General features: G+C 72.5%; 23 protein-coding genes. 14 read left to right on the top strand and 9 right to left on the bottom strand.

Annotated elements, in window-relative coordinates; all coding sequences use genetic code 11:
* Window positions 1–22 precede the first annotated feature (22 nt).
* Together purQ and purS are read right to left on the bottom strand one after the other, a co-directional pair.
* Complete coding sequence (purQ, locus tag ABZU46_RS00115; protein ID WP_266247815.1) at window positions 23–706, bottom strand: phosphoribosylformylglycinamidine synthase subunit PurQ; 684 nt, start codon at window positions 704–706, stop codon at window positions 23–25.
* A complete protein-coding gene (purS, locus tag ABZU46_RS00110; RefSeq protein WP_007454310.1) occupies window positions 703–966 on the bottom strand; it encodes a phosphoribosylformylglycinamidine synthase subunit PurS in 264 nt (87 codons plus the stop codon). Before purS ends, purQ begins: the two co-directional genes overlap by 4 nt.
* A gap of 356 nt (window positions 967–1,322) precedes the next feature.
* Here purS and ABZU46_RS00105 point away from each other — a divergent pair, with 356 nt between their 5' ends.
* On the top strand, window positions 1,323–2,006 hold the full coding sequence (locus tag ABZU46_RS00105; RefSeq protein WP_354853466.1) for a trypsin-like serine protease: 684 nt from the start codon (window positions 1,323–1,325) through the stop codon (window positions 2,004–2,006).
* 23 nt (window positions 2,007–2,029) lie between these two features.
* Window positions 2,030–2,593 (top strand): YbjQ family protein, encoded by a 564-nt coding sequence (locus tag ABZU46_RS00100; protein WP_354853464.1) that lies wholly within the window; start codon window positions 2,030–2,032, stop codon window positions 2,591–2,593.
* A 143-nt stretch (window positions 2,594–2,736) separates the two neighbouring features.
* Here the strand turns inward: ABZU46_RS00100 and purB are convergent, their stop codons facing one another.
* The 4 genes from purB to ABZU46_RS00080 all read right to left on the bottom strand — a co-directional run bounded on the left by purB (window position 2,737) and on the right by ABZU46_RS00080 (window position 6,983).
* On the bottom strand, window positions 2,737–4,161 hold the full coding sequence (gene purB, locus ABZU46_RS00095; protein ID WP_354853461.1) for an adenylosuccinate lyase: 1,425 nt from the start codon (window positions 4,159–4,161) through the stop codon (window positions 2,737–2,739).
* A gap of 402 nt (window positions 4,162–4,563) precedes the next feature.
* Complete coding sequence (locus ABZU46_RS00090) at window positions 4,564–4,905, bottom strand: nuclear transport factor 2 family protein (RefSeq protein ID WP_354853459.1); 342 nt, start codon at window positions 4,903–4,905, stop codon at window positions 4,564–4,566.
* 2 nt (window positions 4,906–4,907) lie between these two features.
* Window positions 4,908–5,600 carry a hypothetical protein gene (locus ABZU46_RS00085; protein ID WP_354853457.1) on the bottom strand — a complete coding sequence of 231 codons (693 nt, stop codon included), beginning with the start codon at window positions 5,598–5,600 and terminating at the stop codon, window positions 4,908–4,910.
* A gap of 90 nt (window positions 5,601–5,690) precedes the next feature.
* The gene (locus tag ABZU46_RS00080) at window positions 5,691–6,983 is read right to left on the bottom strand and encodes an acetyl-CoA C-acetyltransferase (RefSeq protein WP_354853454.1); all 1,293 of its coding nucleotides are present in this window, start codon (window positions 6,981–6,983) and stop codon (window positions 5,691–5,693) included.
* Between the two features lie 55 nt (window positions 6,984–7,038).
* Between ABZU46_RS00080 and ABZU46_RS00075 the strand changes: the two genes are divergently transcribed.
* The 7 genes from ABZU46_RS00075 to ABZU46_RS00045 all read left to right on the top strand — a co-directional run bounded on the left by ABZU46_RS00075 (window position 7,039) and on the right by ABZU46_RS00045 (window position 14,194).
* The gene (locus ABZU46_RS00075) at window positions 7,039–8,397 is read left to right on the top strand and encodes a 3-oxoacyl-ACP reductase (RefSeq protein ID WP_354853451.1); all 1,359 of its coding nucleotides are present in this window, start codon (window positions 7,039–7,041) and stop codon (window positions 8,395–8,397) included.
* Window positions 8,397–9,443, top strand: a complete 1,047-nt coding sequence (locus ABZU46_RS00070) for a MaoC/PaaZ C-terminal domain-containing protein (protein ID WP_354853449.1) — start codon at window positions 8,397–8,399, stop codon at window positions 9,441–9,443. Before ABZU46_RS00075 ends, ABZU46_RS00070 begins: the two co-directional genes overlap by 1 nt.
* Window positions 9,444–9,538: 95 nt before the next feature.
* Window positions 9,539–10,291: an NUDIX domain-containing protein gene (locus ABZU46_RS00065; protein WP_354853446.1), complete on the top strand. Its 753-nt coding sequence runs from the start codon at window positions 9,539–9,541 to the stop codon at window positions 10,289–10,291.
* On the top strand, window positions 10,288–11,259 hold the full coding sequence (locus tag ABZU46_RS00060; RefSeq protein ID WP_354853443.1) for a serine/threonine protein kinase: 972 nt from the start codon (window positions 10,288–10,290) through the stop codon (window positions 11,257–11,259). The genes ABZU46_RS00065 and ABZU46_RS00060 overlap by 4 nt, the downstream gene beginning before the upstream one ends.
* Window positions 11,260–11,268: 9 nt before the next feature.
* Window positions 11,269–12,228: a hypothetical protein gene (locus ABZU46_RS00055; protein WP_354853440.1), complete on the top strand. Its 960-nt coding sequence runs from the start codon at window positions 11,269–11,271 to the stop codon at window positions 12,226–12,228.
* On the top strand, window positions 12,225–13,487 hold the full coding sequence (locus ABZU46_RS00050; protein WP_354853437.1) for an adenylosuccinate synthetase: 1,263 nt from the start codon (window positions 12,225–12,227) through the stop codon (window positions 13,485–13,487). The genes ABZU46_RS00055 and ABZU46_RS00050 overlap by 4 nt, the downstream gene beginning before the upstream one ends.
* A 71-nt stretch (window positions 13,488–13,558) precedes the next feature.
* The gene (locus ABZU46_RS00045; RefSeq protein WP_354853434.1) at window positions 13,559–14,194 is read left to right on the top strand and encodes a DedA family protein; all 636 of its coding nucleotides are present in this window, start codon (window positions 13,559–13,561) and stop codon (window positions 14,192–14,194) included.
* Between the two features lie 6 nt (window positions 14,195–14,200).
* Here ABZU46_RS00045 and ABZU46_RS00040 read toward each other — a convergent pair whose 3' ends face one another.
* Window positions 14,201–14,845: a TetR/AcrR family transcriptional regulator gene (locus tag ABZU46_RS00040; protein ID WP_354853431.1), complete on the bottom strand. Its 645-nt coding sequence runs from the start codon at window positions 14,843–14,845 to the stop codon at window positions 14,201–14,203.
* Between the two features lie 69 nt (window positions 14,846–14,914).
* On the opposite strand from ABZU46_RS00040, the gene ABZU46_RS00035 reads away from it, so the two are divergent.
* The 3 genes from ABZU46_RS00035 (at window position 14,915) to ABZU46_RS00025 (ending at window position 18,342) form a co-directional block, all read left to right on the top strand.
* A complete protein-coding gene (locus ABZU46_RS00035; RefSeq protein ID WP_354853428.1) occupies window positions 14,915–15,367 on the top strand; it encodes an SCP2 sterol-binding domain-containing protein in 453 nt (150 codons plus the stop codon).
* 1 nt (window position 15,368) lies between these two features.
* Window positions 15,369–16,583, top strand: a complete 1,215-nt coding sequence (locus ABZU46_RS00030) for an acyl-CoA dehydrogenase family protein (protein WP_354853425.1) — start codon at window positions 15,369–15,371, stop codon at window positions 16,581–16,583.
* Window positions 16,584–16,779: 196 nt separating this feature from the next.
* On the top strand, window positions 16,780–18,342 hold the full coding sequence (locus tag ABZU46_RS00025) for an AMP-binding protein (RefSeq protein ID WP_354853422.1): 1,563 nt from the start codon (window positions 16,780–16,782) through the stop codon (window positions 18,340–18,342).
* A gap of 10 nt (window positions 18,343–18,352) precedes the next feature.
* Here ABZU46_RS00025 and purD read toward each other — a convergent pair whose 3' ends face one another.
* Together purD and ABZU46_RS00015 are read right to left on the bottom strand one after the other, a co-directional pair.
* The gene (gene purD / locus ABZU46_RS00020) at window positions 18,353–19,603 is read right to left on the bottom strand and encodes a phosphoribosylamine--glycine ligase (protein ID WP_354853419.1); all 1,251 of its coding nucleotides are present in this window, start codon (window positions 19,601–19,603) and stop codon (window positions 18,353–18,355) included.
* 165 nt (window positions 19,604–19,768) lie between these two features.
* Entirely contained in the window at window positions 19,769–21,058 is a 1,290-nt protein-coding gene (locus tag ABZU46_RS00015) for an adenylosuccinate synthase (RefSeq protein ID WP_354853416.1), read from the bottom strand.
* Window positions 21,059–21,182: 124 nt separating this feature from the next.
* Between ABZU46_RS00015 and ABZU46_RS00010 the strand changes: the two genes are divergently transcribed.
* The gene (locus ABZU46_RS00010) at window positions 21,183–22,253 is read left to right on the top strand and encodes a hypothetical protein (protein ID WP_354853413.1); all 1,071 of its coding nucleotides are present in this window, start codon (window positions 21,183–21,185) and stop codon (window positions 22,251–22,253) included.
* Window positions 22,254–22,324: 71 nt separating this feature from the next.
* Window positions 22,325–24,652 (top strand): chromosome partitioning protein, encoded by a 2,328-nt coding sequence (locus ABZU46_RS00005; RefSeq protein ID WP_354853410.1) that lies wholly within the window; start codon window positions 22,325–22,327, stop codon window positions 24,650–24,652.
* The last annotated feature ends 60 nt before the right edge of the window (window positions 24,653–24,712 follow it).

The raw sequence follows: 24,712 nt of genomic DNA, 5'->3' as shown, positions 1-24,712 counted from the left end.
CCGCCTGACCGACTCCTCGCGTTCACGCGGGCGCCCCCACCAGGTGCTTGAGGACCGAGGTGAAGAAGCCCAGGCCGTCCAGCGAGGGGCCGGTGAGCGCCTCCACCGCGTGCTCGGGGTGCGGCATGATGCCGACAACGTTGCCGGCGGAGTTCGTGATGGCCGCGATGTCGCGCAGCGACCCGTTGGGGTTGCCGCCGACGTAGCGCGCGACGACCCGCCCCTCGGCTTCGAGCTGGTCCAGCGTCGCGGTGTCGGCGACGTAGCAGCCCTCGCCGTTCTTCACCGGGATGAGGATCTCCTGGCCGGGCTGGAACGCGTTGGTCCACGCCGTGCCGGCCGACTCGACGCGCAGGACCTGGTCCCGGTTACGGAAGTGCAGGTGCTGGTTGCGGGTGAGCGCGCCGGGCAGCAGGTGCGCCTCGCAGAGGATCTGGAAGCCGTTGCAGATGCCGAGCACCGGCAGGCCACCCCGGGCGGCGTCCACGAGCGTCTCCATCACCGGGGCGAACCGGGCGATGGCGCCGCAGCGCAGGTAGTCACCGTAGGAGAAGCCGCCGGGCAGCACGACCGCGTCCACACCATGCAGGTCCGGGTCACCGTGCCAGAGCCGGACCGGCTCGGCGCCGGCGATCCGGACGGCGCGGGCGGCATCCCCGTCGTCGAGCGAGCCGGGGAAGGTGACCACACCGACCCGGGCGGTCACGAGCGGGCGTCCGCGGTCTCGTCGGTCTCGACCAGGCGGACGGTGAAGTCCTCGATGACCGGGTTGGCGAGCAGCTTGTCGGCGATCTCCCGGGCCCGGTCCAGGTCCGGTTCACCGGTGAAGTCGATCTCGATGCGCCGGCCGATCCGCACTGAGGCGACGTCGCTGACGCCGAGCCGGGGCAGCGCGTTTGCGACGGCCTGGCCCTGCGGATCGAGGATCTCGGGCTTGAGCATGACGTCGACGACGACGCGAGGCACTGGGCACTCCTGACTGTGTACGCAGTTGGGTGCCGACCCACAACGGGCGAGCGCAGCCAGCGTACCTGGCAGATACCGTCGCGGACGCACCGGCCGGGCGCAGTTCAGGCAGTGATCCACATAACCGGCAGCGGGTGCGGCCGGCGGGGCGGGACAGGCGGCCCCAGCAGGGCATATACGGCGCGCTGGGTAGCCGAATCGTTACATTCGTTGATCTCGATAAGCTTCTTGAAAACGATGCTCGTCGGCCCTACATTACATAGACATCACTCGATGCCAGCGGCGGCGGGGATCTCCCGCTGTCGCCACCGGGCACCCGGCGACCCCGGGCCCCAGCCCCTCCAAGGAGTCCACCGATGCGCGTTCGTCCCCTGCTCGCCCTGATCAGCACCGCGCTGGTCGGCGCCCTCGCCGCCGCGTCCGGCGCGTCCGCCGCCCCGGCCGGCCCCCAACCCATCATCGGCGGCGGCACCGTGTCGTCCGCCCCCTGGGCCGCCGCCGTGCTGAGCAACGGCTCGTTCACCTGCTCGGGCAGCGTGATCGCCGCGCAGTGGGTGCTCACCGCCCGACACTGCATCAGCGGCACGATGTCGGTCCGGGTCGGCAGCGTCTACCGCGCCTCGGGCGGGGTCACCCGTACCGTCAGCGCCACCTACACCCGTAACGACCTGGCCCTCATGCGGCTCTCCAGCACCGTCAGCACCTCGGCGGTGTCCCTGGCCAGCAGCAACCCGCCCGTCGGCTCGACCAACTCGATCTACGGGTGGGGCATGACCTGCTACAGCGGGTGCGACGCCTCCAGCCAGCTCAAGACCGCCACCGTCCAGGTGACCAGCAACAGCGCCACCGACGCGTACGGCGGGCAGGCGATCCGCAGCAGCCGGATCAACGGCAACGCCTGGCGGGGCGACTCGGGCGGGCCGCAGTTCTACAACGGCCAGCAGGTCGGTGTGGCCTCCACGGCCGACGGCTCCTCCATCCAGAACTACGGCAGTGTCGCGTACAACCGGGCCTGGATCACCTCGGTGGCCGGTGTCTGACCGTTAGCGCCCGCGCGGCGCGGATGGTCGCCGGCGTGCCGACCGTCCGCGCCGCGTCGTTTTGCAGCATCCGATCAGGTGAACACGGCACCCGATCGGGTCGCGCAACTCCTGACAGCATCGGAACCGTGCTGGTCGTGACGACAGAGCAACTGCCCGGCTACGAGATCCGCCAGATTCTCGGTGAGGTGGTGTCATCGATGGCCAGGACGCGCAACCCGTACCGCGAGGGTGTCAAGAATCTGCGCGGTGGCGCGTACGACCCGATGGCGCCGGACAACCTGACCCGCTGGCGTACCGACTCCGTGACCCGCCTCGGCGAGGAGGCCCTGCGGCTCGGCGCGAACGCCGTGATCGGCATGCGCTTCGACAGCCGGGACTGCGGTGAGATGTGGATGGAGATCTGCGCGTACGGCACGGCGGTTATCGCCGTACCCACGATGCCCCAGGTCATGCCGGCCGACCAGCCGGCGGTGGCGGCGGAGACCGCCACCGACCCGGCCTTCGCCGAGTCTCTCGGCGGCATCGCCGAACCCGCAAGCGGCCCCAACCTACGAACAGCCGCAGAAACCCCCACCGGCGACTAACCCGACCCTCGCTGCCGGCCCCTCGCCACCCGGTTGATCATGAAGTTATTGCCCTGCGCGTCGGCGTGTCGCGGCAATAACTTCATGATCAACGAACGCTGGGGCGGGACGGGCGCGGGGGCGCGGGGGGGGAGTCGGCGGGGTTAGAGGATGGGGGGTGGGGTGTAGGTTGCGGCTTCCGGGTGGGTTTCTACCACCTTGGTGATGCGGCGGGTTACCGCTTCCACCTGGGTCTTCGCCGCTCCGACGAAGGCGGTGCGGTCGGCGACCAGGGTGTCGATGTCGGCGCGGGACAGGCCCAGGCGGCCGTCGGCGGCCAGGCGGTCGAACAGGTCGTTCTCCGGGGCGCCCTTCTCGCGCATGGCCAGCGCCACGGCGACCGCGTGCTCCTTGATCACCTCGTGCGCGACCTCCCGGCCGACGCCGCGCCGGACCGCCGCCACCAGGATCTTGGTGGTCGCCAGGAAGGGCAGGAACCGCTCCAACTCCCGGTTGATCACCGCCGGGTACGCGCCGAACTCGTCGAGCACGGTCAGGAAGGTCTGGAACAGCCCGTCGGCGGCGAAGAACGCGTCCGGCAGAGCCACCCGGCGGACCACCGAGCAGGACACGTCGCCCTCGTTCCACTGGTCACCGGCCAGCTCGCCGACCATCGACAGGTAACCCCGGATGATCACCGCGAAGCCGTTCACCCGCTCCGACGAACGGGTGTTCATCTTGTGCGGCATCGCGCTGGAGCCGACCTGACCCGGCTTGAAGCCCTCGGTCACCAGCTCCTGACCGACCATCAGCCGGATCGTGGTGGCCAGCGAGGACGGCGCGGCGGCGGTCTGCGCCAGCGCCGACAGCACGTCGAAGTCCAACGAGCGTGGGTAGACCTGCCCGACGCTGTCGAGCACCCGCGCGAAGCCCAGGTGCTCGGCGACCCGTCGCTCCAGCTCGGCGACCTTGTCGGCGTCACCGTCGAAGAGGTCGAGCTGGTCGGCGGCCGTGCCAACCGGCCCCTTGATGCCGCGCAGCGGGTAGCGGCCGATCAGGTCCTCCAGCCGCTCGTACGCGATCAGCAGCTCCTCCGCCGCCGACGCGAAGCGCTTGCCAAGCGTGGTGGCCTGCGCGGCCACGTTGTGCGAGCGGCCGGTCATGACCAGCTCGGAGTGCTCGTACGCCAGCCGGGCCAACCGGGCCAGGGTGGCCACCACCCGGTCCCGGATCAGCTCCAACGAGGCGCGCACCTGGAGCTGCTCGACGTTCTCGGTGAGATCCCGGGAGGTCATCCCCTTGTGCACGTGCTCGTGCCCGGCGAGCGCGCTGAACTCCTCGATGCGGGCCTTGACGTCGTGCCGGGTGACCCGCTCCCGCTCCGCGATCGACGCGAGGTCGACCTGGTCGAGCACCCGCTCGTACGCCTCGACCACGCCGTCCGGAACGGCCACGCCCAGGTCACGCTGCGCGCGCAGCACGGCGAGCCACAGCCGCCGCTCCATGCGGACCTTCTCCTCGGGCGACCAGAGGGCGACCAACTCGGGCGAGGCGTACCGGTTGGCGAGCACGTTCGGGATCGTCGTCACGTACCTCATTCTCGCGTACGCGCCGGTCGCAGCCCCAGCCAACCCGGCCCACCGGCCGGTCGGCGGGACGGGTCGGGTCAGGTCACACCCGCGGGGTGTCGTGCACGGCCGCACTCACGCGGCCTGGCCCTGCCGGCCCACGACGTTGCGATCCTCGCCCAGCCCGAAGACCGGGCGCAGCTTGGCGGATTTCTACTGACCGGGGGCGGCGAGCCGATGTGCATTGCCTCGGTCAGGTCGCTCAGGGCTGCTTCGAAGCGACCGTCGGCAACGGCCAGCAGCCACGAGCTGGGCATTTCCCCTGGGCGGACGACGACCCCTCAGCATTCGCGGCCTCGGTGGAGCGATTCCTCCCCTTGGCCGGACGGCAGGCCACGCAGGTTACTCCGACCGGGTTTGGTGTCAGCTCGCGTACGCCTGCATTGAAGTGATCATGGCTTGGTCGTCGAAGGTCATGGTGTCGATGACCTCTCTGGTGGGGCCGTCGGCTGGTGTGGCGCGGAAATGGAACGCGGCGTGGTGGTCGGCGATCGCCACCATGACGAGTTCCATTGTCCGTTGCTTGGTGAGCACGCCGGCAAAGTGCTGCTGGATGGCCGTTCGGCCGGTGACTGGGGATCCGCCAGCGGGGTCATGCAGACGGGCATCCGGTGTGTAGAGATCCGCCAGCGCGGTAGCGTCGGCGGCGCCGACGGCGGCGAGGTGTGCCTCGATGGTGGCCTCGATCTGCTCCTTGCTGGCCACGATCAACTGTCGCTTTCCGCCGAAGGACCCGGAGCCGAGGCAGGTCGCGCTTGCCGGTCGAGGACGACGCAGAGGACCCCGGTGTAGCCGGTCGTCGGATCTCCTTGCAGGTCCAGGATCATCTGCTCACCGCCGTCGGCAAAGATGCTGTCGGTGGCGTTGGTGGTGTCGCGCTGCGGCCGGCCCCGATAGGGCGGGCGACTGAAAACCTCGTCGGTGACCCTGTCGGGAAAGTAGAGCTGCGTGGTCACCGAGCGGTCGCCGAGGTGCGCGATGAGGTGGATGTGCACGGTACGGCTGGCGTACCAGCCCGGGTAGATCGTGTTGAACGCGCACATCCCGCGCTCGTCGGTGCGCTGGCTGCCCCGCAGGTACGTCTCACCGGCGGCGATCACATCGTGCGGCACCGACTCCGAGGTGACCACCTGTCCCGGCCTCGCTTCGAATGGCTGGAAGCCGGAGTATCGGCCCACGTGGTCGGCCTGCCAGACTTCGACGAGGACGTCCGCGAGGGGGGTGGTGGCGTCCGCCGCCAATAGGCGTAGCCCAAGGCGCAGCGGGAGACCATCGCGGTCCTCGGTGATCTCCCGCCGCTCGGGATGCACAGCTCGGTGGTATGGGCCCTGCGTCTGCTCGACCAACAACCGGCAGGTGACTCCGGTCGAGGCCAGCAGTTCGACGAGGTCCTCCTCCACCGTGCCAGTATCGTCCGCCGTTCGTTGCGGCGCCCGCGGTTTGCCGCCCGCTGCGACCGGACGACGTACAGGTCGATCGACAGGGACGCCTCAGCGCTCCAGGATCGCCGTCACGCCCTGGCCGCCGGCCGCGCAGATGGAGATCAGCCCGCGCCCGCTGCCCTTCTCGGCCAGCAGCTTGGCCAGCGTGGCCACGATCCGGCCGCCGGTGGCGGCGAACGGGTGCCCGGCGGCCAGCGAGGAGCCGTTGACGTTGAGCTTCTCGCGGTCGATCGACCCGAGCGGGGCGTCCAGTCCCAGCCGGTCCTTGCAGAACTCCGGCGATTCCCAGGCGGCGAGGGTGGCCAGCACCTGCGAGGCGAACGCCTCGTGGATCTCGTAGTAGTCGAAGTCCTGCAACGTCAGCCCGGCGCGGGCCAGCATCCGCGGCACCGCGTACGCGGGGGCCATCAGCAGCCCTTCGTCGCCGTGCACGAAGTCCACGGCCGCCGTCTCCGACAGGCTGAACCAGGCCTGCACCGGCAGGTGGTGCGCGGCGGCCCACTCCTCGCTGGCCAGCAGCACCGTGGACGCGCCGTCGGTGAGCGGCGACGAGTTCCCGGCGGTCATGGTGGCGTGCTCGGCGTCCGGGCCACGGGTGCCGAAGACGGGTCGCAGCGCGCCGAGCTTCTCCAGACTGCTGTCCGGGCGGAGGTTCGCATCGCGGGTGAGCCCCAGGTAGGGCGTCATCAGATCGTCGAAGAAACCCCTGTCGTACGCGGCGGCGAGCCGCTGGTGCGAGCGCAGTGCCAGCTCGTCCTGCGAGCGCCGGTCGATCTGCCAGCGCAGCGCGGTGCGGGCGGCGTGGTCCCCCATGGACAGGCCGGTACGCGGCTCGGCGTTGCGCGGGATCTCCGGCTTGAACGGCTGGAGTGGGCGCAGCTTCGCGGCGACCTTCAGCCGCTGGCCGAGCGTCCGGGCGGAGTTGAGTTTGAGCAGCGTGCGCCGCATCTCCTCGTTGACCGCGAGCGGCGCGTCGGAGGTGGTGTCGACACCACCGGCGATGCCGACGTCGAGCTGACCGAGGGCGATCTTGTTGGCGACGAGGATCGCCGCCTCCAGGCCGGTGCCGCAGGCCTGCTGGATGTCGTACGCGGGGGTGTGCGGGTCGAGCCGGGACCCGAGGACCACCTCGCGGGTGAGGTTGAAGTCGCGGGAGTGCTTGAGCACAGCCCCGGTGACCACCTCGCCGACCCGCTGCCCGGCCAGCCCGTACCGGGCGATCAGACCGTCGAGCGCCGCGCCGAGCAGGTCCGCGTTGGACGCGTCCGCGTAGCGGGAGTTGGAACGGGCGAAGGGGATGCGGTTGCCCCCGATGACCGCGACCCGCCGGATGCTCTGCACGATCCGCCTCCTCGACAAGTGTTGCTCGAACCTTACTCGCCAGTAGGCTACGCCCATGACCGACAGGTACGCGAGCTTCGTCCAATCGGCCGCCGGCCGCGCGCTGGTCAAGCGCCTCGGGCTGCCCGACCCGCCGCGACTGCGCCGACACCACCCCGGCGACCCGCTGCTGACCGGGCCGGTCCTGCTCGGCGCGGCCAGCGGCGGCCGGCTCGCCGAGCCGGTCACCACGATCCTGGCCGCCGCCGGGGTCGAGCTGCGCGACACCGGCACGGCCGAGGCACAGGACCGCTTCGGCGCCCTGGTGTACGACGCCACCGGCATCACCGACTCGACCCAGCTGCGTCAGCTCTACGACTTCTTCCACCCGCAGGCCCGGGCCCTGCTGCCCAGTGGCCGGGTGATCGTGCTCGGCACCCCGCCCGACGAGTGCCCGACACCGCGTGCGGCGACCGCGCAGCGCGCCCTGGAAGGGCTGGTCCGCAGCATCGGCAAGGAGTTCGGTCGGGGCACCACCGCCCAGCTCGTCTATGTGACAGGCGACACGAGCGCCGCCGGCACCCGCACAAGCCTCGAATCGACCCTCCGCTTCCTCCTGTCCGGCCGGTCGGCGTACGTCTCCGGGCAGGTCATCCGGGTCGGCGCCGGCGCGGCGAGCGCCCCGGCCGACTGGGACCGGCCGCTGGACGGGCAGGTCGTGCTGGTCACCGGGGCTGCCCGGGGTATCGGCGCGGCCCTCGCCCGGGTCCTCGCCCGCGACGGCGCGCAGGTGGTCGCCCTGGACGTCCCGGCGGCCGGGGACGCCCTCGCCGCGGTGGCGAACGAGATCGGCGGTACGGCAGTCCAGCTCGACCTGACCGCGCCGGACGCGCCGACCCGCCTCGCCGACCACCTGGCCAGCCGGCACGGTCGGGTCGACGCGGTGGTGCACAACGCCGGCATCACCCGGGACAAGACGCTCGGCCGGATGGACGCCGACCGGTGGGACCAGGTCATCGACGTCAACCTGTCCAGTCAGGAGCGGATCAACGACGTGCTGCTGGAGCGGGAGCTGATCCCGGCCGGCGGGCGGATCATCGGCGTCTCCTCGATCGCCGGGATCGCCGGTAACCGGGGGCAGACCAACTACGCCACCAGCAAGGCCGGCGTGATCGGCGTGGTCGACTCGCTCGCCCCGGCCCTGCGCGACCGGGGAATCAGCGTGAACGCGGTGGCCCCCGGCTTCATCGAGACCCGGATGACCGCCCGCATCCCGTTGGTCGTCCGCGAGGCGGGCCGGCGGATGAACAGCCTGGCTCAGGGCGGGCTGCCGGTGGACGTGGCCGAGACGATCGGCTGGCTGGCCTGGCCGGCCAGCGGCGCGGTCAGCGGCAACGTCGTCCGGGTCTGCGGCCAGAGCCTGCTGGGGGCGTGATGGGCAAACGGAGAGAGCCGGACGACCTGTCGGTCCACGAGCTGATCGAGGGCCCGACCGAGATCCTGTCGCGCGAGACGCTGGACGCGATCCGCCGGCCGGAGGCCGTCGGCGCCGACCTGAGCATCGAGCAGACGCACGACTTGAGCGCGTCGGCGGCCGAGGTGACCAGTGACCTCAGCGGTGCCGGTGCGGCCGGCGCGGGCGGCCGGACGCGCGTCGAGCTGCCCCGGATGCCCGCGCCCGGCGCGCTGTACCGGCGGGCCGCGCTCGGCGCGCTGCCCGGACTCGGTGGGCGGCGCGGCGCCGACCTGCCGGCGGTCGAGTTCACCGTGGCCGGGGTACGGACCGACCGGGCGCACCTGGCCGACTACGACCGGGTCTGCGGGTTCCGGCTCACCGATCGGCTGCCCGCGACGTTCCCGCACATCCTGGGCTTTCCGCTGACCCTGCGACTGATGACCGCGCCGGGCTTTCCCATCCCGCTGACCGGCGTGGTGCACGTCGGCAACCGGATCACCGTGCACCGCCCGATCACCGCCGACGAGGCCCTCGACTTCACGACGTTCGCCGAGAACCTGCGTCCGCACGACCGGGGGCGGCAGGTGGACGTGGTGCTGGTCGGCTCGGTCGACGGCGAGGAGGTCTGGCGCGGCGTCTCGACGTACCTGGGCCGGGAGCGCACACCCGGCGGGCGCGATCGGGGCGAGCGTCCGACCGCGCCCACGGCCACGGCCCGCTGGCGGGTGGAACCCCGCGTCGGCACGGAGTACGCGCGGGTCTCCGGGGACCACAACCCGATCCACACCTCCCGGCTCGGGGCGCGGCTGTTCGGCTTCCGCCGGCCGATCGCGCACGGCATGTGGAGCAAGGCGCGCTGCCTCGCGGCGCTGGAGACCCGGCTGCCGGACGCCTGCACCGTCGAGGTGGCGTTCAAGCTGCCCGTACCGCTGCCGAGCACTGTGGACTTCACCCTCCTGCCGGACGGGGCATTCGCCCTGCACGACTCGCGCGGCCGACCGCACCTGGCGGGTCTCGTGCGCTGACGCGTCCCTGCCGATCCTGATTCGGGCTTGGCAGGGGCGTACGTCTGCGCTACGTTGTTCTCACAACGAGATGTTCTCAGGATGAGAGAGACCAGATGAACGAGCAGGACTTCCTGGCCGCGTACGACCCGCGGGCCTACCCGTCGGTCGCCGTGACCGTCGACGTGGTGGCGCTGACCATCCGCGACGGTGCCCTGCACCTGCTGCTGATCCGGCGCGGCGAGGCGCCCTTCGCGGGGCACTGGGCACTGCCCGGCGGCTTCGTCCGCCCCGACGAGGACCTGACCGCCGGCGCTCGACGGGAGCTGGCCGAGGAGACCGGGCTCGGCGGGGAGGGGCTCCGGCGCGTACACCTGGAGCAGTTGGGCAGCTATGGCGACCCCGACCGTGACCCGCGGATGCGCGTCGTCTCGATCGCCCACCTCGCGTTCGCCCCCGACCTGCCCGACCCGGCCGCCGGCACCGACGCCGACGAGGCGATCTGGCTGCCGGTGACCGCGCTGACCAGCCGGCAGCTCGCCTTCGACCACGGCCGCATCATCGACGACGCGCTGGAGCGGGCCCGGTCCAAGCTGGAGTACACCCCGCTCGCCACCCGCTTCCTCGCCGCCGAGTTCACGATCAGCGAGCTGCGCGCCGTCTACGAGACGGTCTGGGGGCACCCGCTGCACGCCGGCAACTTCCACCGCAAGGTGCTCTCCGTGCCGGGCTTCGTGGAGAGCACCGGCACCAGCACCGAGCGCGGCGGGGCCCGAGGTGGCCCGCGCGCACGGCTCTACCGGGCCGGCGACGCCCGCCTGCTGCACCCGGCGCTGCTGCGCCCCGCCCGCGAGGAGACGGTGCGGTGAGGGCCGCGGAGGCCATCGGCCTGGTCGCGGCCGCCCGCACCGACGCCGATCTGTTCGGCGCCGACCAGCCGGCCCGCCGCTACCGCGAGCTGGTCGCGGCCCTGCACCCCGACCGCCTGCCGACCGACCCGGCGGTACGCGCCGAAGCCCTCGACGCGTTCATCCACGTCACCACCCGGTGGCGGGCCCGGCGGGTCACCGTCCTCGGCGACTACCGCCTCGGCACGCCGGCCCACTCGGGCGACCTGGCCGACCTCTACGACGTGGGCGACGACCGGCTGCTCAAACTCCCCCGACGGCCCACCGACAACGACCTGATGGCCCGCGAGGCGCACGCCCTGCGCACCATCGCCGAGCGCGGCGACCCGCGCTACCTGCCGTACGTGCCTCGGCTCGTCGACGAATTCCCGCACCGCGACGCCACCTCCGGTGCCGAACGGCGGATCACCGTGCTCGCCACCGCACCCGGCCTGCACGACCTCGACGAGGTGCGGCGCGCGTACCCCGACGGGTTGGACGCCCGGGACGTGGCCTGGATGTGGCGGCGGCTGCTGGTGGTGCTCGGCCTGGCCCACCGGGCGGGCGTGGTGCACGGCGCGGTCCTGCCGCGACACGTGCTGATCGAGCCGGACGCCCACGGCGTGGTGCTTGTCGACTGGTGCTTCTCCGCAGCCGTCGGCAGCACGATCCCGGCGTTGGTGCCGGGCCAGGAGGACTGGTATCCGGAGGAGGTCCCCGGCAAACGGCCCTGCGGCCCGGGCACCGACATCGCGATGGCCAGCCGCTGCATGAGCTGGCTGATGGGGCCGCGCGCACCCCGCGAGCTGCACGCCTTCGCGCAGGGGTGCCGGCAGCGCCCCCTGGACGCCCGCCCGGACGACGCCTGGCGTCTGCTGCGCGAACTCGACCAGGTGCTGGACCGGCTCTACGGGCCACGCACCTTCCGACCGTTCACCCGCACCCCCTAGGGAGCTGTCATGGGCAGTGGAATCTGGTCCACCGACGTGTACGACGCCGCCGACCGCTACCGCCGGTCCACCGGCCGGAGCGCCTTCTCCTACAGCGACAGCGGGGCGCGCACCGTGCACCCCGCGCTCGACCCCCGCGACGCGAGCCGGGAGAGCCGGGACTCCGACGAGCACCCGCAGTCGACGCCCATCGCGGTGCTCTTCGACGTGACCGGCTCCATGCGCAGGGTGCCACGCGCCCTGCAGACCAAGCTGCCGCAGCTGCTCGGCCTGCTGCAACGGCAGGGGTACGCCAGCGATCCGCAGATCATGTTCGGCGCGATCGGCGACGCCACCTGCGACCGGGTGCCGTTGCAGGTGGGCCAGTTCGAGTCGGACAACCGGATGGACGACGACCTCGGCCGGATCGTCCTCGAAGGCGGTGGCGGCGGGCAGATGAGCGAGTCGTACGAGCTGGCGCTGTACTTCATGGCCCGGCACACCGTCACCGACAACTGGGAGAAGCGCGGCCGGCGCGGCTACCTGTTCATCATCGGCGACGAGCTGGCGTACCCGCAGGTGAAGGCTCGTGAGGTGGCCGGCCTGATCGGCGACGACCTGGCGCAGGACGTGCCGCTGCGGCAGGTCGTCGACGAGGTGACCCGCCGCTGGGACACCTACTATCTGCTCCCCGCCGGCAGCCACTACGCCGGCAACGCGAAGGTGCTCGACTTCTGGCGGGATCTGCTCGGGCAGAACGCTGTCGTGCTCGATGACCTCGACGCCGTCTGCGAGACCATCGCGCTCACCATCGGCCTCGGCGAGCAGGCCATCGACCTGGACGAGGGCCTGCGCCACCTGGACCACGCCGGCTCCAGCGCCACCGGCACCGTCTCGAAGGCCCTGGCCCGCCTCGGCCGGGGGCGGCGGGCCGAGGTGTCGACCCTGCCGGCGTTCCGCGACACCACCGGCGGGGTGAGGAGGCTGTGAGGCACGTGGCGGTGGTCGACCTCGGCTTCGGCGACGCCGGCAAGGGCACGGTCGTGGACTGGCTCTGCGCCACCCGCCCGGTGCACACGGTGGTCCGCTTCAACGGGGGCGCGCAGGCGGCGCACACCGTCGTGCTGCGCGACGGGCGGCACCACACGTTCGCGCAGTTCGGCGCGGGCACGTTCCATCCCGGCGTCGGTACGCACCTGTCCCGGCACGTGGTGGTGGACCCGCTGGCACTGGCCGCCGAGGCCGACCATCTCGCCACGATCGGGGTGCCCGACGCGCTCGACCGGCTGACCGTCGACGCCGACGCGCTGCTCGCCACCCCGTACCACCGGGCCGCCAACCGCGCCCGGGAGATCGCCCGGGGAGCCGACCGGCACGGCTCCTGCGGGCTGGGGGTGGGTGAGGCCGTCGCGTACGGCCTCGCCCACCCCGACGACGCGCCCCGCGTCGCCGACTGCCACCGCCCCGCGCTGCTGCGCCGCCGGCTGACCGCCCTGCGGGACCGGCTGACCGCCGAACTCGGCCCGTTGGACGCGCCACCGGTCGACGACTGCCTGCCCGCGTTCACCGGGTTCGCCGCACGGGTCGCGGTCGTCGACCGGAGCTGGCTCGCCCGAGCGCTGCGCGCCGGCACCTGCGTCTTCGAAGGCGCGCAGGGGGTGCTGCTCGACGAGTGGCACGGCTTCCACCCGTACACGACGTGGAGCACCACCACGTTCGCCAACGCCCACAGCCTGCTCGCCGAGGCCGGTCGGTCCGGCGACCTGACCCGGATCGGCGTGCTGCGGACCGTCACCACCCGACACGGGCCCGGCCCGCTGGTGACCGAGGACCCGGCCCTGCCGCTGGCCGACCCGCACAACCCGACCAACCCCTGGCAGGGCCGGTTCCGGTTCGGTCACTTCGACGCGGTCGCCCACCGGTACGCCCTCGCCGCGGCCGGCGGAGTGGACGGCCTGGCGCTGACCCACCTCGACCTCGCCGGCCCCGAGCTGCGGATCTGCCGCCGCTACGACACCACCGACCGGCTCGACCCCGGCCCACCCGGCGACCTGGACCGACAGGCCGCGCTCACCGACCGCCTGCTGCGCTCCCGACCCTTGTACGACGACCCGCCGACGGACTGGAAGGAGGCGGTGGGCGCGGAGCTGGGCGCACCTGTGGTGCTCGCCTCGCACGGCCCCACCGCCGACGACAAGACCCCGCACGGCCCACTGCTCGCCCCACCCGCCCTGGTGCGCTCGGCCTGACGCCCGGGACCGAAGGGGGTGATCCGCCGACTCGGCCCACCGGGCGGCTCGCACCCGGCGAGCATGAGGGCATGGACGCCGCCCTCGACCTGCTCCGACAGCTGATCACCTCGCCGTGGGTGTACCTGCTGATCTTCGGGCTCACGGCGGTCGACGCGTTCTTTCCAGCCGTACCCGGCGAGGCGGCCGTCATCACCGCCGCCGTGCTCTCCACCGGCGGGAGCCCCAACCTGGCGGCGGTGATCGCCGTCGCCGCGGTGGGCGCCTGCGTCGGCGACCACATCTCGTACGCCATCGGACGCGGTGGCGGCGCGAACCGGCTCGCCGGGTTTCCCGACGGGAGCCGACGGCGGGCCAGCTCCGAGTGGGCCCGCCGTGCGCTGAACCGGCGCGGCGGGCTGATCCTGACCACCTCCCGCTACCTGCCGGGCGGCCGGACCGCGGTCACCCTCACCATGGGCGCGGTGCGGTATCCCCGCCGGTCGTTCCTGCTCTACGACGTGATCGCGACGGTCACCTGGGCCGTGTACTGCGGACTGCTCGGCTACTTCGGTGGGCTGGCCTTCGCGCGCCACCCCGTCAAGGGCGTCCTCGCCGGAATCGGCCTCTCGGTGCTCGTCACGCTGGGTATCGAGGCCGTCCGCTGGCTGCGCCACCGGGCGCACCGCCGCGCCGCCGCCCGCAACTGGCCGGGCGGATCGACCTGACACCCGTCACAGCAGGTCGGCCGGCGGACGCCAGGTGACGCCGTGCAGCAGTTGGGCGGCGCCGAGCCAGGCCACGTTCATCATCCGGGTGGCCGTCTTCTCCGGGTCGGCGTCCGGGTGGTCCGCGAGCCAGTCGGCCAGTGACTCGGTCGCGCCGACCAGGGCGTACGCGACGACCTCCAGGTCGAGGGCGGCGATCTCGCGGCCCTCGGCGCGCAGCGCGTGGTCGAGCATCCCGGCGACCACCTCGACCAGGCGGGCCCGCATGGTGGCCAGCTCGCCGGCGAACGGCTGCTCGCCCCGGGCCTGCCGGTAGAGCACCGCCCAGCCGTCCCGATGCGCGCCGACGAAGCCGAAGAACGCCCGCAGCCCATGCCAGAGCCGCTCGTCGGCCGGCAGGTCGGGGGCGGCGGCACCGGCGATGGCCTGCATCATCCGGGTGCCCTCCCGGTGCAGGCAGGCGACGAACAGCTCCTCCTTCGTCCCGAGGTAGGCGTACACCATGGGCTTGGAGATGCCGGCGTCCTCCGCGATCTCGTCCATGCTGGCGGCGTGGAAGCCACGCCGGGAGAAGACCTTCACGGCCGCGTCGAGCATCTGCTGCTCGCGGACGGCGCGGGGCAGGCGCCTGAAGGCGGGGACACTGGACACCTTGCGAGCATACCTACTCGTGCGTAGGGTTACGCACGAGTAGGTAAATCTTCCCGGAAGGCGCATCTCATGACTGACTTCGACCCGGCCACCTTCGCCAACGTCGGCCCCAAGGAGTTCGCCCAGCTGGTCAAGTCCACCCCGGACGACAAGATCGCCCAGGTGATGTCCGGTGACCTGCGCGGCAAGGTCCTCGGTGAGGTCTTCGGCCGGATGCCGTCGCTGTTCCGCGCGGACCGGGCCGGCTCCACCAACGCGGTCATCCACTGGATCATCACCGGTCGTCCCGACGGCGGCAGCGACACCTACGAGGTGGTCATCGCCGACGGCAAGTGCGAGGTGAACGAGACTCCGCAGCACGACCCGAAGCTGAGCCTGACCATGGGCCCGGTCGAGTTCCTGAAGATCGTCTCCGGCGGCGCCAACCCGGTGATGATGTTCATGACCGGCAAGCTGAAGGCGAAGGGCGACCTCGGCCTCGCCGCCAACATCGCCAACCTGTTCGACATCCCCAAGGCCTGACATGGCTGAGTTCTCGCTTGACCTGAACGAGGAACAGCGGGATCTACGCGACTGGGTGCACGGCTTCGCCGCCGAGGTCGTGCGCCCGGCCGCCGCCGAGTGGGACGAGCGCGAGGACACCCCGTGGCCGGTGATCCAGGAGGCCGCCAAGGTCGGCCTCTACGGCTTCGAGTTCCTCGCCACCTGCTGGGCAGACCCGACCGGACTCTCCCTGCCCATCGCCAGCGAGGAACTCTTCTGGGGTGACGCCGGCATCGGCCTGAGCATCTTCGGCACCTCGCTCGCCGTCGCCGCCATCTACGGCGCCGGCACCCCCGAACAGATGATCGAGTGGGTGCCGCAGTGCTTCGGCGACGTCGACTCCCCAGCCGTCGCCGCGTTCTGCACCAGCGAACCCGAGGCCGGCTCCGACGTCGGCGCGATGCGCACCCGGGCCGTCTACGACGAGGCCACCGACGAGTGGGTCCTGAACGGCCAGAAGGCGTACGCCACCAACGGCGGCATCGCCGGCGTGCACGTGGTCACCGCCTCGGTCGACCCCACGCTCGGCTCCCGAGGCCAGGCGGCGTTCGTCGTACCGCCCGGCACCCCCGGCCTGGCCGCGACCCGCAAGCTGCGCAAGCTCGGCCTGCGCGCGTCACACACCGCCGACGTCTTCCTCGACGGGGTACGCGTGCCCGGCCGCTGCCTGCTCGGCGGACGGGAGGCTCTGCTGGAACGCCTGGACCGCGCCCGCACCGGGCAACGGGCCAGCGGGCAGGCCGCGATGCGCACCTTCGAGCTGTCCCGACCCACGGTCGGCGCGCAGGCGCTCGGCGTGGCCCGGGCCGCCTACGAGTACGCCCTGGACTACGCGAAGGACCGCGTCCAGTTCGGACGGCCGATCATCGAGAACCAGGCGGTCGCGTTCGCGCTGGCCGACATGCGGATGGAGATCGACGCGGCTCGGCTGCTGGTCTGGCGGGCCTCCTGGATGGGCCGCAACAACCGCCCGTTCACCGCGGGCGAGGGCTCGATGTCCAAGCTGAAGGCCGGCGAGGTGGCGGTGTCGGTCACCGAGAAGGCGGTGCAGCTGCTCGGCGGGGCCGGCTTCCTGCGCGACCACCCCGTCGAACGCTGGTACCGCGACGCCAAGATCTACACCATTTTCGAGGGTACGTCCGAGATCCAGCGACTGGTGATCTCCCGGGCGATCTCCGGCATGCAGATCCGCTGAGCCTCCGGTCAGCCACCCCCTGGCCCGACTGGCGGTCGGGCCAGGGGGTGGCGTCCTACCTATCCGTGCCGTCTTCGTCACCCCATGCCGACGCCGGCTGGGCCTGATGCCGCGTCGGGTGCATGATCAAGGAAGACGCCCTGCCGGATGGGAGTCCCACTGCCCGTCCGCGTACCACCCCAAGGAGGTCTGCGGCATGGACCTGCCGTTCGTCGTCGCCACGCTGACCCGGCGCGGCCTGCTCACCCCGGGCCGCCCGATCCGGATCGCCTCACAGCTCAACGCGTTGCGCACCTGGGGGTGGAGTCTCGCCGGCGAACTGCGCCAGGCAGCCGCCCGAGACCCTGGTCGGCCGGCGATCATCGACGAGGACGGCGTCGAGCTGACCTACCAGGCGCTCCTCGACCGGGCCGAACGCATGGCCCGGTCGATGCGGTCCGGGCTCGGCGTACAGGCCGGCGACCGGATCGGCGTGCTGTGCCGCAACCACCACGGGCTGATCGAGACCATCGTCGCGGCGACCCTGCTCGGCGTCGACGCGGTCCTGGTCAACACCGGGCTCTCCGCCGCCCAACTGTCCACCGTCGCCGAGGAGCAGCGGCTGCGGCTGCTGGTGCACGACGACGAGTTCGCCGAACGGGTCCTCGGCCTCCCCGCCGAGCTGCCCCGCCTCGACGAACGCGCCCGCGAGGAGCTGGTGGCCGGAGCACTGCCCGGCGAGCTGCACCCACCGGAGCGCGACGGCCGGATCATCGTGCTCACCTCGGGCACCACCGGCGCGCCCAAGGGCGCCCGCCGGCCCACACCCAGCGGTTTCGGGCCGCTCGTGTCCATCATCGACCGCATCCCGCTGCACGCCAAGGACCGGGTGCTGATCGCCGCCCCGATCTTCCACACCTGGGGATTCGCCGCCCTGCAGGTCTGCTTCGCGTTGCGGGCCACCATCGTGCTGCACCGCCGCTTCGACCCGGCCGCCACGATCGCCGCCCTGGTGGCACACCGCTGCGACGCCCTCTTCGCCGTACCCGTGATGCTCCAACGGCTGCTGGAAGTGCCCCCACCGGACCCGCGCCCTCCGCTCAAGGTCGTCGCGGTCAGCGGATCGGCCCTGCCGGGCGGGCTCGCCCCGAAGTTCATGGACGTCTACGGAGACGTCCTCTACAACCTCTACGGGTCCACCGAGGTCTCCTGGGCGTCCATCGCCGGTCCCCCGGACCTGCGCCAGGCACCCACCGCGGCCGGCCGGCCGCCGCACGGCACCCGCCTGGAAATTCTCGACGACGACGGTCAGCCGATACCCGAGGGTCGGGTCGGCCGCATCTTCGTCGGCAACGAGATGCTCTTCGAGGGCTACACCTCCGGTGCCAGCCGGGAGACCCGCGACGGCCTGCTCGACACCGGCGACCTCGGCCGGCTCAACGCCGACGGGCTGCTCTTCGTCGACGGCCGGGCCGACGACATGATCGTCTCCGGCGGCGAGAACGTGTTCCCGTCCGAGGTGGAGGACCTGCTCGCCCAACTACCGCAGGTACGCGAGGCCGCCGTGATCGGCGTACCCGACCCCGAGTACGGCCAGCGACTGGCCGCATTCCTCGCCCTGCACCCCGGCGAGACCCTCGACCCCGAGGCGGTCCGTGAGTACGTCCGGCACTACCTGGCCCGGTTCTCCGTACCCCGGGACGTGGTCTTCGTGAAGTACCTGCCCCGCAACGCCACCGGCAAGGTGCTCACCCGGGAACTACGCCGCTACTACGGCTGAGGCGGGACCCTCAGGTCGGGATCGTGATCCGGCCCTCGACCGCGGCGGTGGCGATGTCGGTGCGGTGCTGCGAGCCGGCCAGCTCCACCCCGTCCACCAGCGCGTACGCCGCATCCCGGGCGGCCGCCAGGTCGGGGCCGGTGGCCGTACCGCAGAGGACCCGGCCGCCGGCGGAGAGCAACGCGCCGTCGCTCGCCCGGCGGACGGTGCCCGCGTGGATGATGCCCGGCCGGTCCGCGCCGGTGATCACGTCGCCGGTGCGCGGCGCGGCAGGGTAGCCCTGCGCGGCGAGCACCACGGTCACCGCCGCGCCGTCGCGCCAGCGCAGCGGCGGGTGCTCGGCCAGCGTTCCGGTGGCCGCCGCGTGCAACAGCCCACCCAGCGGGGTCTCCAGCAGGGCGAGCACGACCTGGGTCTCCGGGTCGCCGAAGCGCGCGTTGAACTCGATCACCCGAGGGCCGGTGGTCGTCATCGCGAGGCCCACGTAGAGCAGGCCCGCGAACGGCGTGCCCCGACGGCGCAACTCCGCCAGGGTGGGGTGGACCACGTCGCGCATGACGTCGTCGACCAGACCGGGCGGGGCCCAGGGCAGCGGCGCGTACGCGCCCATGCCGCCCGTGTTCGGGCCCGTGTCGCCGTCGCCGATCCGCTTGAAGTCCTGCGCGGGCAGCAGCGGCAGCGCCGCCTCGCCGTCGGTGACCACGAACAGGCTGACCTCCGGACCGTCGAGGAACTCCTCGACCACCACCCGGCCGCACTCCGCGGCGTGCGCCAACGCGGCGGATCGGTCGTCGGTCACCACCACGCCCTTGCCGGCGGCCAGACCGTCGTCCTTCACCACGTACGGGGCGCCGAACTCGTCCAGCGCCCGCGCGGTGGTCTCCTCGTCGGTGCAGACGTACGCCCGGGCGGTCGGCACACCGGCGGCGGTCATCACGTCCTTGGCGAACGCCTTGGAGCCCTCCAGTTGGGCGGCCTCGGCCGACGGGCCGAACACGGCGATGCCCTTGGCACGTACCGCGTCGGCGACACCGGCCACGAGCGGCGCCTCCGGCCCGATCACCACCAGGTCAGCGGCAGTCTCCACGGCGAGCGCGGCGACAGCGGCCGGATCGGAGGCGTTCACGGCCCGCACCTCGGCAACCGAGGCGATCCCCGGATTACCAGGCGCGGCAATCAGCGCCGAAACAGCCGGATCGCGTGCCAACCCGAGCGCGAGCGCATGCTCCCGCCCACCACCACCCACCAAAAGAACCCGCACAACCGAGCATCCTACTGTCCACCCCACCCACCGCCCCGCATCGCGCCGGTGATCAAGAGCTTTGCGTCAAAATCTCGCGCGAATCTGACGCAAAGCTCTTGATCAACAGGGCGAAGGGGGCGGGGACGCCAGGCGGGGTGGGGGCCGGGGTGGGTGGGTGGGGGGTTAGGGGAGGAGGGGGTGTTGGACTACGTTTTCTTCTCGGCCTGGGCCTACGCCGATGACGCTGACCCTGGTGTTGCAGAGTTCCTCGACGCGGGCGATGTAGCGGCGGGCGTTCTCCGGCAGCTCGTCAACGGTGCGGGCCTTGGTGATGTCCTCCCACCACCCGTCGAGCTCCTCGTACACCGGCGTGGCGTGGTGGAAGTCCGTCTGGCTCATCGGCATGTCGTCGACCCGCTTGCCGTTGATCTCGTAGCCGACGCAGATCGGCACCTTGGGCAGCCCGGTGAGCACATCCAGCTTGGTGATGACCAGGTCGGTGACGCCGTTGAGGCGGCAGGCGTACCGGGCCACGACCGCGTCGAACCACCCGCACCGGCGCTCCCGGCCGGTGGTGGTGCCGTACTCCGCGCCGATCTTGCGCAGGTGCGCGCCGTTGGCGTCGAACAACTCGGTCGGGAACGGCCCCGAACCGACCCGGGTGGTGTACGCCTTGCTCACCGCGATCACCTGGTTGATCGCGGTCGGCGGGATGCCGGCGCCCACGCAGGCGCCACCGGCCGTCGGGTTGGACGACGTCACGAAGGGGTACGTGCCGTGGTCCATGTCCAGCATGGTGGCCTGGGCGCCCTCCAGGAGCACGGTCTCGCCGCGGTCCAGCGCGTCCCAGAGCATGGCCCGGGTCTCGGCGATGTACGGCTTGAGCCGCTCCGCGTACTCCAGGTACTCCTCGACGGTGGCCTCAAGGTCGATCGCCTTGCGGTTGTAGACCTTGAACAGCATCTGGTTCTTCTCGCGCAGCGCGAGTTCCAGCTTCTTGCGCAGGATGCCCGGGTCGAGCAGGTCCTGGAGCCGAATGCCCATCCGGGCGACCTTGTCGCCGTACGCCGGGCCGATGCCCCGGCCGGTGGTGCCGATCCGGGACGAGCCGAGGTACCGCTCGACCACCCGGTCCAGCGCCCGGTGGTGCGGCATGATGAGGTGCGCGTCACCCGAGATCCGCAGCCGGGACACGTCCACGCCACGCTCGGCGAGACCGTCGATCTCGGCGAGCAGCACCTTCGGGTCGACCACCACGCCGTTGCCGATGATGATCATCGCGCTCGGCGAGAGCGCCCCGGAGGGCATCAGGTGCAGCGCGTACTTCTGGCCGTCCGGGGTGATGACCGTGTGCCCGGCGTTGTTGCCGCCGGAGTAGCGCACGACGTAGTCGACCCGCTCACCCAGCAGGTCGGTAACCTTGCCCTTGCCCTCGTCGCCCCACTGAGCGCCGATGAGCACGATCGCTGGCATCTTTTCCGCCTCCAGAAGGCTCGGGTGCCAGGTGGCGACCGGTTGGCGAGCCCGGGGTGTCAGGTTAACAAGTAGTGACGGCGCGACCGGCAGGGGTCGCGTCGAGAGGCAGGAGGCTCCTTCCGTGTACGACGTGGTGCTGCTCACCCTCTCATCGGAGCGCGACGCTCCCGGGGGCTGCGGCAGCGGCGGGGCCTGCTGCGGCGGCGCGACCGGAACCGACACCGCCGTCAAGGGCGCTGACGGGGCTGCCGCTGGCACGGCGACCGACGCCGGCACCGACCCTGGCGGGACGCCGGGTGACGCCGACCGGTGCGCCACCGACCGGCCCCGGGTGCCGGTGCTGGCCTGCGCCGACGCCCTGACCGCCCGGGGCGCCCGGGTGCAGACGGTCACCGCCCGCTCGGACGCGGAGATCGACGCGGTGTTGGCCCAGCTCGACGGTCCGGCCCGCCCGGACGGTCTCACCTGGCCGGATTCGGACGGCAAGACCCGGCTGGTCGTGGCCACGGCGAGCGACGCGCAGTTGCGCGCCGTGCTGCGCCGCCTCGTCCGGCGGTACGCCCCACCGCCGAGCCGCCGTCCGGCTGACCTGCGCGGTGACCGGACCCTGCCCGACCTGCCGCCGGTCGCCGTACTCCCTCTCGACCCAGCGCGCGGCGGCACCCACCGGGACCTGGCCGCGCAGCTCGGGCTGCCCCGCGACCCGGCGGCCGTGGCCGCCGCCGTGTTGGACGGCACGCCACGCCGGCTGGACCTGCTGCGCAACGACGGCGGCTCGGTGACCCTGGACGGCGCTCTGCTCGGCGCCGCCGATGACGCGGGCCGCCCGCTGCACTGGCGGGCCCGGGTGGAGGTGGACGACGCCATCCTCACCGACGGCGACGAACCGCTGCTGGCCTGCGCGATCGGAAATGCCGGCGGGTACGCGTCGCTCGACGACGTGACGCTGCTGGCCGCGCCGGACCCGGCCGACGGCCAGGTCGAGGTAGCGGTGGCCGTCCCGGTGGTCGTCCGCTCGGCCTTGGGACGCAAGCGGGTACGCCTGGAGGTGCGGCGGGCCCGGGGACGGGCCGTGTCGGTGCTGCCCCGGGAGGGAAAGGTGCCCTACCTCGACGATGGCGTCGAGGGTGAGCTGACCCGCAAGCGCTCCTGGTGGATCGAACCGGGTGCCTGGGCGGTCTGGGTGGTCTGACCCCGACTGCGCCGATCGGCCCCGATCGGCCGGTGGGCCTATCCTCGCAGGAGGACTGGGGAGGAACCGTAATGGACAAGAACGCCGACCGGGCGCAGGTGCCCGGCCAGCAGCCGGTGCCGGAGCGGGACATCGAACCACTCTGGCCGCCGGATCCGGCCGAGCGGGGCGCGGGTGACGTGGTGCCGCCGTGGGCGGCGGTCGCCGAGCGGCGGGACGGGCCACCACCATCCGCGCCGTCGTCGGCCGTCTCGCCGCCGGTGACCGCGCCGCCGACCGGCCGTCCGCCGGTTCCCGGGCAGCCGGGCGCCGCAGCCCTGCCGCCGCCGTCTCCGTCGGACTACCCGTCCCTGACCGGGGCGGTGCCGCCGCCGAGCGGCTGGGGGGCCACCGGCCCGAGCGGGGCGGGTACGGGTTGGGCACCGGCGCAGCCGAGCTGGCCGCCGGCCGACGCGCCGGCCACTCCACCCACGCCGCCCGCGCCACCGACGCCGGCCACTCCGCCCGCACCACCCGTTCCGTCGACAGCACCGGTTCCGCCGGCCGTGGGTGCTCTCGTCGGGCCAGGAAGTGACACGTCGCCGCCGACCTCCGGCACTCCGGCCACCGGCACGCTGTCGGGGGCCATCCCAGCCGGAGCGACGGGCACCCCCGCCTTAGCGACGGGCACCGCAACCGGGGCGACGGGCTTCCCAGCCGGAGCGGCGCCGGCCGACGAGCCTGTCCCAGGTCCGGTCACCGACCCGCCGGTCGCGTCGGGCGGCGTCGACCTGGACCTGCCGTTCTCCCTGGACCGCCCGGCGGCAGCAGCCACGCCCACCGACCGACCGACCCCGGCAGGCCCGCCCGCCACAGGTCCGGTGACGGCAGATCCCAGCACGGCAGGCCCGACCACCGCAGGGCCGACCACCGCAGGCCCGAGCACCGCGGGGCCGACCACCGCAGGTCCGAGCATCGCAGGCCCGGCAGCGGCGGTGCCGGTGCCGCAGGCTGGCGGAGCAGCCGGTGCCGGGGAGCACGGCCCTGCCGTCGGGGCGGCACGGCCGGCAACCGAGTCGCCCTGGGCGTATCCGCCGCAGCGGCCGGCCAGCCCGCCCCCGTCGGCCGAGGACCAGGCCACCGTCGCGCCGCCGCCGATTCCCGCGCCGCCCGTCCCACCGCCACCGCCCGCCGTCGACCAGGGCACCGGAGCGGGGCAGACGTACGCCGGCCAGACCTACGCCGGTCAGACGTACTCGCCGACGATTCCCGGCCAGGCCGGCCCGGCACCGGTCGAGCCGCCGCAGCAGGGCGCGGTGGCGACCCCGCCGCCGGGGCCGTTCCCGCCGTCGCCGGGTTGGTATCCGCCGCCCTGGCAGCAGGGCGCGGCCGCGGTTCCACCGGCGCCGCCTCAGCAGTACCAGGAGACCGACCCGGTGGCGCGGGTGCCGGCCACCGGTTACCCGGACGCCACCTGGACTCCGGAGACCACGGCCGCGCCGACGGCCGAGGACTTCGCCCGCCGCCGGCAGGTACGGCCCGCCGACCCGGTGGCCACCATGGGCGTACGCGCGGTGGTCAACAAGATGGGTCTGCTCCGGCTCTCGCCCGGGCGGCACGAGCAGGAGCTCAAGCGGGACATCGAGATGGTGCGCCGCAACTTCGGCGGACTGCGGCAGGTGACCGTGGTCAACCCGAAGGGCGGCGCCGGCAAGACGGTGGCCATCCTGCTGCTGGCCATGACGTTCGGGCAGAAGCGTGGCGGCTATGTGCTGGCCTGGGACAACAACGAGACCCAGGGCACGCTCGGCATGCGGGCCCAGCAGGACTTCCACTCCCGCACGGTGCGGGACATGCTGCGCGACCTCGGGCAGTTCCAGGGCGCGCACGGTCGGGTCGGTGACCTGTCGCAGTACGTCCGCTCGCAGGGCGAGGGAATGTTCGACGTCCTGGCCTCGGACGAGTCGGCGACCGGTGGCGAGATGCTGACCGCTGCCGCGTTCGCCGAGATCCGCGAGGTGGTCAGCCGGTTCTACAAGCTGATCTTCGTGGACACCGGGAACAACGTGCGGGCGCAGAACTGGCAGGCGTCGATGGACGCCACCGACCAGCTCGTGGTCACCATGTCGGCCCGTAACGACTCGGCGGAGACGGCCGCCCGGATGCTCGACCACCTGGAGCAGAGCGGCCGGCAGCGGCTGGTCCGGCAGGCGGTGACGGTGGTGTCGATGCCGCCGTCGCGCAAGGAGATCGACCTTCCGGCCATCCAGGAGCACTTCGCGGCCCGGACCAGGGCGGTGCTGCTGGCGCCGTACGAGCGACTCATCGACAGCGGCGAGCCGATCCGGTACGGCGCGCTCTCCTCGGCCACCCGCGACGCCTGGTTGAAGATCGCCGCTGCGGTCGCGGAAGGGTTGTAGCCCGTCGAAGGCCGGCCCGACTCCGGGCCCGCCTTAGACCGGGGGGGGAGTTTCTTGGCC

Origin of the sequence: Micromonospora sp. NPDC005197 (genome assembly GCF_040608295.1) — a bacterium.
Taxonomy (GTDB): Bacteria; Actinomycetota; Actinomycetes; order Mycobacteriales; family Micromonosporaceae; genus Micromonospora.
The sequence above is the reverse complement of the archived record's forward strand: the minus strand, read 5'-3'. Positions and strand labels throughout refer to the sequence as shown.